10 protein-coding genes, 1 tRNA gene and 1 pseudogene are annotated in these 9,476 nt (G+C 68.3%); 6 read left to right on the top strand and 6 right to left on the bottom strand.

The features are described 5' to 3' along the window. Window positions 1–32 precede the first annotated feature (32 nt). The 3 genes from AB0I19_RS27625 to AB0I19_RS27635 form a co-directional block, all read right to left on the bottom strand. Window positions 33–105: transfer RNA gene (locus AB0I19_RS27625), tRNA-Glu, on the bottom strand. A gap of 121 nt (window positions 106–226) precedes the next feature. Further along, entirely contained in the window at window positions 227–586 is a 360-nt protein-coding gene (locus AB0I19_RS27630) for a cupin domain-containing protein (protein WP_357152621.1), read from the bottom strand. Between the two features lie 8 nt (window positions 587–594). Continuing rightward, on the bottom strand, window positions 595–1,161 hold the full coding sequence (locus AB0I19_RS27635; protein WP_357152623.1) for a TetR/AcrR family transcriptional regulator: 567 nt from the start codon (window positions 1,159–1,161) through the stop codon (window positions 595–597). 149 nt (window positions 1,162–1,310) lie between these two features. Here AB0I19_RS27635 and AB0I19_RS27640 point away from each other — a divergent pair, with 149 nt between their 5' ends. Continuing rightward, window positions 1,311–2,264, top strand: a complete 954-nt coding sequence (locus AB0I19_RS27640) for an ATP-dependent DNA ligase (protein ID WP_357152651.1) — start codon at window positions 1,311–1,313, stop codon at window positions 2,262–2,264. 3 nt (window positions 2,265–2,267) lie between these two features. Here the strand turns inward: AB0I19_RS27640 and AB0I19_RS27645 are convergent, their stop codons facing one another. Continuing rightward, window positions 2,268–2,762 (bottom strand): DM13 domain-containing protein, encoded by a 495-nt coding sequence (locus tag AB0I19_RS27645; protein WP_357152626.1) that lies wholly within the window; start codon window positions 2,760–2,762, stop codon window positions 2,268–2,270. Window positions 2,763–2,817: 55 nt separating this feature from the next. Beyond that, window positions 2,818–3,378 (bottom strand): heme-binding protein, encoded by a 561-nt coding sequence (locus tag AB0I19_RS27650; RefSeq protein ID WP_067637102.1) that lies wholly within the window; start codon window positions 3,376–3,378, stop codon window positions 2,818–2,820. A 198-nt stretch (window positions 3,379–3,576) separates the two neighbouring features. Between AB0I19_RS27650 and AB0I19_RS27655 the strand changes: the two genes are divergently transcribed. The 3 genes and pseudogenes from AB0I19_RS27655 to AB0I19_RS27665 all read left to right on the top strand — a co-directional run. Next, the gene (locus AB0I19_RS27655) at window positions 3,577–4,758 is read left to right on the top strand and encodes a sensor histidine kinase (protein WP_357152629.1); all 1,182 of its coding nucleotides are present in this window, start codon (window positions 3,577–3,579) and stop codon (window positions 4,756–4,758) included. An 11-nt stretch (window positions 4,759–4,769) separates the two neighbouring features. Further along, window positions 4,770–5,402, top strand: a complete 633-nt coding sequence (locus AB0I19_RS27660; protein WP_357152632.1) for a response regulator transcription factor — start codon at window positions 4,770–4,772, stop codon at window positions 5,400–5,402. Between the two features lie 378 nt (window positions 5,403–5,780). Next, a pseudogene (locus AB0I19_RS27665) lies at window positions 5,781–6,089 on the top strand (transglycosylase family protein); the annotation flags it as partial. A 106-nt stretch (window positions 6,090–6,195) separates the two neighbouring features. Here the strand turns inward: AB0I19_RS27665 and AB0I19_RS27670 are convergent. Further along, window positions 6,196–7,413: a helix-turn-helix domain-containing protein gene (locus AB0I19_RS27670; protein WP_357152634.1), complete on the bottom strand. Its 1,218-nt coding sequence runs from the start codon at window positions 7,411–7,413 to the stop codon at window positions 6,196–6,198. A gap of 193 nt (window positions 7,414–7,606) precedes the next feature. Here AB0I19_RS27670 and AB0I19_RS27675 point away from each other — a divergent pair, with 193 nt between their 5' ends. Both AB0I19_RS27675 and AB0I19_RS27680 read left to right on the top strand, forming a co-directional pair. Next, complete coding sequence (locus AB0I19_RS27675) at window positions 7,607–8,752, top strand: alpha/beta fold hydrolase (RefSeq protein WP_357152637.1); 1,146 nt, start codon at window positions 7,607–7,609, stop codon at window positions 8,750–8,752. Continuing rightward, window positions 8,749–9,476, top strand: a 728-nt coding sequence (locus tag AB0I19_RS27680; RefSeq protein ID WP_357152640.1) for a lipase family protein, incomplete at its 3' end; no start/stop codon positions are given. The genes AB0I19_RS27675 and AB0I19_RS27680, both read left to right, overlap by 4 nt.

Below are 9,476 nucleotides of genomic sequence, written 5' to 3' on the forward strand. Positions count from 1 at the left end.
CTCCCCGGTCGGTGGACCGGGGAGCTCATCTGTAGCCCCGACGGGATTCGAACCCGCGCTACCGCCTTGAGAGGGCGGCGTCCTAGGCCGCTAGACGACGGGGCCAGAACAGCAATTCACCAGCGTGAACCGCGCGGAACATACCTTAGCCGACGACCGGGCGATCGACCAAAACGGGCGGCAGAAGGCCCGCTCGCCGCCGTGGGGCCTCTCGTTGCGTTCGCGGTCAGCCCGGGAACTCGAGCTCGGCTTCCTGGTCGGCCTCGAGCAGGAAATAGCCGAGGAAGGTGACACCGTCGTGGCGGGCGTCGAAGCGGGCGATGCGAACGTGTGCGGGCTCGTAGAACACGTCACCGGGGCGCAGGATCGTGGGTTCTTCCCCGTCGATTTGGTATATGGCGGAGCCGGATTCGATGCTGCCGAAGACCGGTCCGTTGTGCACGTGGAGGCCACCGGCGAAGTCGGGGGCGAGGGTGATGCGCCGGATTTCGACGCGATGCAGAATTTGTGGCGACGGCAGCACCTGGTCGAGGAGGGTCGTGCGGACGACCGGGGCGGTGCCGGTTTCGGGGGTCGGGACAGGCATGACGCGGGTTACTCCATTCCGATCGAGCTGTGTGTGAGCAGGCCGAGGATTCCGGTGATCGCGTCGTCGAACCGTTGTGGATCGTCGGCGGCACGGGCGAGGACGTAGGCACCCTGCAAGACGGCGACGATCGTCTGGGCTGTCGTGTGTGGGTCGAGCGCGAGTTCGCCCCGATCCCGCCCTTCTTCGAGCACCCGCGCGAGCCGGGTTCGTAGCCAGCCGAAAGTCTCCTCCACCGGTTCGCGCAGCACGGCGGTCGACATGACGTCGGGATCCTGGGTGAGGCGTCCGATCGGGCATCCCCGCAACACGTCACGTTCACGGCGCAGGAACGCCTCGATCCGCGCGTGAGCCGTGCCGTCGGCGGACAGCTGGGCGTCGGCGGCGGCCCGTAACTCCTCGGCGCTGCGGCGGATGGCGGCCAGCGCCAGATCCTCCTTGCCCGCGAAATGGTGGTACATGCTGCCCTGCCCCGCCCCGGCCCGCTGCTGGATCGCCTTCGGGCTGGTGCCGACGTACCCGCGTTCCCACAACAGCGACCGAGTGCTCTCGATCAGGCTCTCTCTGGTACTCACCCAGCCACTGTACATACCAATAGGTACAGACGGTGCATCAACTCATGCTGAGAATGGGAGCGTTCTTCTCGATGCACGGCTCCGGCTCGCGAGACTCGGTGGCGCAGGTGGTGGTTGACCTGGTCGGTGGTGGGGTGGAGGGTGGAGCGATGGCCGGTAAAGAGGTGTGGGGCGGGGTCGAGATGTCGAATCTCGATCAGCCGCTGTTCGACGGTGCCGAGGCGTCCAAACGGGATCTGGTCGTGTACCTGGAGGTGGTGGGGGAACGGCTGGTGAAGGTGCTGCGGGGGCGGCCCTTGTCGGTGGTGCGGGTGCGGCCGGGGCAGGAGCCGTTCATGCAGAAGAATCTGCCGAAATACACGCCGGAGTGGGTGGGGCGCACGACGGTGTGGGCGGAGAGTTCGCGGCGGGAGATCACCTATGCGCTGTGTGACGACCTGCGGACGCTGCTGTGGTTCGGGAATCAGCGGGCGGTGGAGTATCACGCGACGTTGTTCCTGGCCGAATCATCTCCGGCACCAACGCATCTCGTACTGGATCTCGACCCTTCCCCGGGGCAGACGTTCGCCGACGCGGTGGCAGGTGCCCGGCTGATCCGGGAGGCGCTGGCGGCCGACGGGCTGGCGGGGGCGGTGAAGACGAGCGGGTCCAAGGGGCTGCATGTCTTCGTACCTGTCGTCGACGGCATCGACGTGGAGGACGCGGCCGCGGCGACGCGGGCGGTGGCCGCGCGGGCCGAGCGCATCGATCCTGCCGTCGGGACAACGGCTTTCATCCGTGAGGACCGCCACGGGAAGGTGTTCCTCGATGCCACGCGTGCGGGCGGTGCCACCGTCGCGGCGGCCTACAGCCCGCGCATCCGTCCGGGTGTCACCGTGTCGTTTCCACTGCACTGGTCGGACCTCGACGATGTGACGCCCGCGGACTTCACCCTGCGCACCGTGCCGGACCTGCTCGCCGCCGCCGATCCGTGGTCGACGGAAATGCCGGAGCCGCAACAACTCCCGGCGGACCTGATCGCCGAAGGCCACACCATCCCGGTCGCCCGGGTGCAAGCGATGCACGAGGGCAAACGACGCGCCCGCGCCCGTCGCGCGGAATGAGGATCAGACCGGAGTGAGCGTCGCCGCGCCGAAGGAGACGTGGAACCGCTCGCACCAGATGCTGACCGAACGCACCGAGGACAGATCTGTTCCGGCGGGCACCTCGTAGTTCTGGTTGCCCTCGTTGCCCTTCAACGCACCGAGATCGATATGTGTGCCGTCGTCGAAGTTGTGCCAGTCGTCGGGGATCACGGGCTGATCGGTGAGCCATACCCGCAGGGCGGGGCCGTCGGAGGTGCGCAGGTCGGTGATCCGCACGATCAGCGTGCCGTCGGCGGCCCGCTGCAGCACCACGGTGCCCGAGGTGTCGTGTTCGTGGGAGAGGAACGTGCCCTGGGCGAGCAGCGGCGGCGGGGCGCCGTCGGCGGCGACCACCGGGGCCTCGTCGACCGTGACCGTGGTGAACAATCGCCACGGCTGGAACAGATACAGCCCGACCGCCACCACCGCGACCACGCCGATGGTGAGGACACTGAACAGAACCCGGCGAGCGGACATGATGCCTCCTTCGAGGTCCATCATTCTCCGTCCGCCCGCCGGGCGCAGCCTTCGATCAGTTACCGAGCGCGGCCACGCCGGCCTGGGCGAACTTCTCGTCGAGATCGCCGCTCGGCGCGCCTGCCACACCGATGCCCGCGATGGGCGCGCCCTTCGACTTCACCGGGGCGCCGCCGCCGAGGAAGAGGGTGCCGTCGATGTCGGCCAGGTGGGGTGCGGACTCGAGCCGCTTGGTGAGCTCGCTGGTCGGTGCGTTCCACGAGACGGAGGTGAACGCCTTCTGCTGCGCGGCGTCGTAGGACTGCGGGCCCGCGCCGTCGCCACGCAGGGTGACGATCACATTGCCGTTGCGGTCGACCACGGCCACGCTCACCCGCTGGTTCTCCTTGGCGGCCGCGTCGAGCGCGGTCTGCGCGGCCTTGGTCGCGGCGGCGACCGACAGGTGCGTGCTGGTGGCCAGATTGTTGTCGGCGGCCTCGACGACGACGGGGGTGCGGGTGGCCGGATCGGGATCGGCGGCCTGCACGGTGACGACACCGACGACGCCCGCGCCCACCACAGCGGCGGTGGCACCGGCGACGATGAGACGGTTACGGGTGCTGAACTTGCTGGTCATTGCTGCTCCTGAGCATTTCTCGGCCGTCGGATCTGCGGCGCGGCCTGGTGATATCCATCCTGTTCGCCCGGCGGCTCCCGCGAATCGACGGTGTGGCTGGAGTGCGCGGCCGGATCGGACGACACCCGGGTCGACCGATCGGATGACCCGCCGGGCCCCGGCGCCGGGGGAGAATGCCGAGGAGAGGGAGGAGGTCGCATGGACCTCGGTGACCAGCGCGAGGACACCCGTCTGCTCGCGATCATCGTGCACAGCGCGTTCTACGTGCTGCTCGCCGCGTCGCTGTTGCGCTGGCTGATCCGGCACAGCGAGACCCGTTCGACGCCCCTCATCGTCGTCCTCGCGGTGGCGCTCGCGCTGCTCTACGGGCTCAGCGAGTTGCGGGAGTCGCGTCGGCTCGTGTGGTTCACGGCGCTGGTGCTCACCTGGTCGGTGCTGGTGGTGCTCGCGCCGAGTTTCGCCTGGTGCGCGGTGCCGTTGGTGTACACGGGTCTGCGCATCCTGTCCGAACGCACCGCGGTGACGCTGGTCGTCGTGTTGACCGCGCTGGTGGTGGCCAGTCAGGTGCGCATCGCGGGCTGGCTCGATCCGAACCTGGTGCTCGCACCGCCCGCGGTGGCGGCCGTGACCACCGCGTTGTTCGTCGGTATGCGCAGGCAGGCGGCCCGGCAGGCGGCGCTCATCGACGATCTCGTGCGAACCCGTCAGGAACTGGCCGACACCGAACGACGCGAAGGCACCCTCGCCGAACGCGAACGGCTCGCGATGGAGATCCACGACACCCTCGCCCAGGGCCTGTCCAGCCAGCGCATGCTGTTGCAGGCCGCCGACCTGGTCTGGGATACCGACCCCGAGCTGGCCCGCACGCATCTGCGCTCGGCGGCCGAGATCGCCGAACGCGACCTCACCGAAGCGCGCCGCTTCGTGCACGATCTCGCCCCCGCCGACCTCGCCGCGGGCGGCTCACTGGCCGCCGCCCTGACCGCACTCGCCGCCCGCGAATCCACCGACACCCTCACCGTGCGATGCCACATCGAAGGTGCGCCGGTGACACTGCCGCAGCGGGTGGAAGCCACGCTGCTCCGCATCGCCCAGGGCGCGCTGGCCAATGTGCGCGAACACGCGCGGGCGAGCACGGCGACACTGACGCTGACCAGCCTCGACGACCAGATCGTTCTCGATGTGGCCGACAACGGATGCGGCTTCGATCCCGGTGACGTCGGCGATCCGGCCCAGCATCGGGGTCACGGTCTGCCTGCGATCCGGGCGCGCGTGCGTCAGCTGGGCGGTACCTGCGCGATCGAATCGGCGCCGGGGGAGGGGACGGTGCTGTCGGTGTCGATCCCCTTGGCGCCGGTCGCACCGGGCGATGCCCGCTAGCATCGGCCGTTATGACCACCACCGTGCGCCTGCTGATCTGTGACGATCACGCGGTGGTGCGCGCCGGACTGCACGCCCTGCTGTCGAGCGCTCCCGGGATCGAGGTGATCGGGGAGGCCGCCGACGGCCCGGCGGCCGTCGCGCTGGCCGGGCGCCTGCACCCGGATGTGGTGCTGATGGATCTGCAGCTCGGCGGCGAGATGGACGGGGTGGCCGCGACCAGGCTCATCACCGCCCAACCGGCGCCGACACCGCACGTTCTCGTGCTGACCACCTACGACACCGATGCCGACATCACCCGCGCGATCGAGGCGGGCGCCACCGGATACCTGCTCAAGGCCGAACGCCCCGAGGAACTGTTCACCGCCATCCGCGCGGCCGCGAGCGGGCAGACCGCGTTGTCGGCGCCGGTCGCGGCCAAGGTCATGGCCAAGATGCGCAACCCTGGGCCCACCCTCACCGCTCGCGAGCGCGACATCCTCGGCAAGCTGGCCGAAGGCCTCGGTAACCGGGAGATCGCCCGCGCGCTGCACATCAGCGAGGCGACGGTGAAAACGCATCTCGGGCGCATCTACGACAAGCTCGGCGTCGATACGCGCGCCGCCGCGGTGGCCGTGGCATCGGAAAAGCGGCTCCTCGCCTGAGGAGCCTGCGGCCACTACTCATACAAAGGGTTGCCCGAATTGCGCGGAAGAAACGTGAGCGGGCCCACTAATTACCTGTGAGGCCGGTCACAAATAGCCGCCTGAAACACAGTTCTGTGATTACGGATTTATCACGAACGACCAGCGGTGAACAGCGTACGTTTGGACAAACTTTGCTACATAAGCGTCCGTGATCGGTGCGTGATCTTCCGTTGCGAAACAGCTACATTCGATCACGGCTTGAACAACAACCCGAGCCGAATCGAATCGCAGAACGCCGCAAAGCCTGCCCCGCGATTCGAGGATCCCCGACATACCTGTGGGGCAGGGACGCGGTAGTTCGAATACCGAGTCGGTGGGCGCAGGCAGGAAATGCTTATGTCTTTCAATCGCAAGTTCACCACCCGTGCCCTCGGTTTCGCCGCTGTCGCCGGTGCCATGATCGCCGTTCCGGCCGGTCTGACCACTGCCACCGCTTCGGCGAACAACTGGGACGCCGTGGCGCAGTGCGAGAGCAGCGGTAACTGGGGTATCAACACCGGTAACGGCTACTACGGCGGTCTGCAGTTCTCGCAGAGCACCTGGGAGGCCTACGGCGGCACCGGCACGGCCGACAACGCCAGCCGTGAAGAGCAGATCCGCGTCGCCGAGAACGTGCTCGCGGCTCAGGGCCCCGGCGCCTGGCCGACCTGCAGCGCCTACCTGTAAGGTACGCCGCGCAATAAAGACTTTCCTTGTCGGGAAACGGAATACCCGCTATTCGAAGCACACGTCGAATAGCGGGTTTTTTCGTTTATGCGGAATCCAGCCGATATACCGTGAGCGCGGCTGCGAGCATTCGTGAATCCTTGGGATCGGCCGGGTCGAGGCCGGTCAGGTCGGCGATGCGGCGCAATCGGTAGGTGAAGGTATTGGGGTGGACATGGATCCGTCGCGAGGCGGTCTTCCGGTCGGCGCCGTACTGCAGATGCGCTTCGAGCGCCTCGACGAGATGTGGGCTCGACAGCAGTGGAATCACGCGTTGCGCCAACCGCTCTCGCGCCGGGCCCGGCCGGGTGAGCTGGTATTCGAGCAGCAGATCGTCCAGGCGGTAACACCCGCCGGGTTTACCCCGGAGCCGAGCCAGCTCGGTCAGTTCGCTCGCGTCTTTGGCGGCGGTGGGAATGTCGTCGCGGGCCACCTCCGAGAACTCCGCGAGAAACACCGGAACCCCGAATTGTTCGGCCAGTCGCGTGGCGAGCTGGTCGAAACGCGCGGCGTCGAGGACATCGGCCTCGGAGCGACTCAGCAGGGCGATGCCGCTGGTGCCGTCGAAGGTGGCGGGGGTGGTCGTTCCGGTCAGCGCGTCGAGGGCGCGCTGCAACACCCGGATGCGGCGGCGCGTCAGCAGGTTGGCCGCGCTGCCGGTGCGCGGCTGCTCGTCGAGGTGGATCGCGAGCACCGTGTACTGCTCGGCCAGAATCGTGTCGGCCCGCGCCGCGAGTTCCTCGGCCGGTAGCCCACGCACCAGCGCCGAGCACAATTCGCGCCGTGCCTCACGTTCGGCGTGGTAGATCGACTGCTCCACCTCGGTGTAGGTCTCGACCACGGTCATATTGATGTGGCGGAGCAGGTCGAGCAGCCTGCTGAAGACGTGGATGAACTCGAACATCTCACTGGGCTCGGCCTCCGCGGAGGCCGCCGCGAGCAGCGACTGCGCCGAGGCGTGAATGGCATCGATGAGCAGCGGCAACGGGAGCCGGTCCTCGGCATGACGCTCGGCGACCGGAGCCACGAACATGGCCACCTCCGCTTTGGTGAACTCCCGATTCGAGGCGATCGCGTCGAGCACCGCCCGACCGCAGGCGTAGATGGTCGGCAGCACCTCGGCGGTGAAGTGGCCGGCGGGCAGTTCGGCGGGGGCCTTGGCGGCGAGTCCTTCGGCGAGCATGCGCTCAGCGATCTGGGGCCAGCGACTCAGTAGACGAGTCGTCAGATCGGGTGACGCGGACGTGGCTTGTTCGGCGAGCATGCCTGGAATTGTGTCCCAAGACAGGGCGAAAGTGGGCGCTCCAGTCGGCTACGACGAGAACTTGGTTCACGAGACAAGAACAGTCGCGTTTTCTGGGCGCACGGTGCAGTGACACCCTGTGGCGCCGGTCATAGATTCGCAGAACGCGCATCGGGCCACCTGCCCGACGACGCTGTTCTACGGAAGTGAAACCTTGATTGCAACGACGCATCCTCTTCGCCGAACCCTGTCCGCGTTCGGCATCGCCGCCGCGCTCGTCGCGCTCGGCACCCACTCGGCCGCCGCGACTCCCACGCTCGAACCGACCGTTGCCTCGCTGGCCGAATACCTGAACGCCGCCGCGCCGACCACGCCCGACGGCCGCCCCACCGCCATCGCCGACACCGGCAGTGCCTCGGGCAGCGGGTCGGGTTCATCGAGCCGTGCCTCCGACACCGTCGGTGAGGGACCCTCGATGTCGGCCTATCTGCCCGCCTTCGCCTACGGCCTGCTGCACCCGGACGCCGCGCCGCCCAAGGCCAACCGCTGGGACTGCAAACCCACCGCGGCCCACCCGCGACCGGTGGTCCTGCTGCACGGCACCTGGCTCAACGCCTACGACACCTTCTCCTATCTGTCACCGCGGCTGGCCGACGCCGGGCACTGCGTGTTCACCCTGAACTTCGGCAAGTCCACCCTGCTGGAGGCCGGTGGGCTCGGCGCGATCCTGCCCGGCCGCAACGGGGTCGGCCCGATGGTCGAATCCTCGCGCCAGGTGGCCGCGTTCATCGAGCGGGTACGGGCCGCGACCGGCGCCGAACAGGTCGATATCGTCGGCCACTCCCAGGGCGCGACCATCGCCAACCACTACCTCAAGTTCGACGGGGGACAGGGCAAGGTCGCCACCCTTGTGAGCTTCGGCGGCACGCACCACGGCACCTCACTGCTCGGTATTGCCACGCTCGGCCGCATGATCAACAACGCGGGCATCGACATCCTCGGCTTCTACCGGCCGATCATCGGCGCCGCCAATGTGGAACAGGCCATCGGCTCGCCGTTCTACACCACCCTCAACGCCGGCGGTGACACCGTGCCCGGCGTGCACTACACCGTGGTCGGCTCCCGCTACGACGAAGTGATGAACCCCCTCGACCTGGGCTTCCTGGTCGCCGGACCGGACGCGACCGTCGACAACATCACCCTGCAGGCGGGCTGCGAACAGGACGTCTCCGACCACCTGACGATGATGTACTCCCCGCGCGCGGCCTCCATCGCACTGCGTGCTCTCGATCCGGCGAGCGGACCCGAGCTGGCCTGCACGTTCAACCCGTGGTTCTTCGGCGGAGGCGGCGGCCTATGACAAGTCTGCTCGATCGGGCGGCCACCCTGCGTGGAGCACCGCCGTTGCCGCCCGATGACCCCTTCTATAGCGCCCCGCCCGATCTGGAGACGCTCGCCCCCGGCGCGGTGGTGCGGTCGCGCTCGGTGGAGCTGGCCCTGTTCGGCATGGTGCCGCAGCGTATCGCCGCGTGGCAATTGCTCTATCGCACCTGCGATCTCGACGGCAATGCCGAGGTGACGGTGACGACGGTGCTGTTGCCCTGGGGTGCCGACCCGCGCGAGTCCCGTCCGCTCGTCTCGTTCCAGTGCGCGATCGATGCCGTTGCCCCGCAGTGCTTTCCGTCCTACGCCTTGCGTCGGGGCGCGCAGACCATCGGTTCGATCGCCCCGCTGGAACTGCCGATCATCGCGATGGCGCTGCGGCAGGGGTGGGCGGTCTCGGTCCCCGACCACGAGGGGCTCGACGGGCGGTTCGGCGCCGCGAGGGAGCCCGGTTACCGGGCGCTCGACGGCATCCGTGCGGCATTGAGTTTCGGCGCGCTCGGATTGTCGCCGTCGAATCAGGTTGCGCTGTGGGGCTATTCGGGCGGCGGGCTGGCGACGGCCTGGGCGGCGGAGCTGGCCGCCGAGTACGCCCCCGAACTGGATATCGTCGGCGCCGCCGCCGGGTCGCCCGTGGGTGACCCGGTCGAACGCGCCGGACAGGTCACCGAACGAGCCGCCGATATCACCGATCATGTTCG

The sequence above is a fragment of the Nocardia sp. NPDC050413 genome (assembly GCF_040655475.1).
GTDB classification, from domain to species: Bacteria; Actinomycetota; Actinomycetes; order Mycobacteriales; family Mycobacteriaceae; genus Nocardia; species Nocardia coubleae.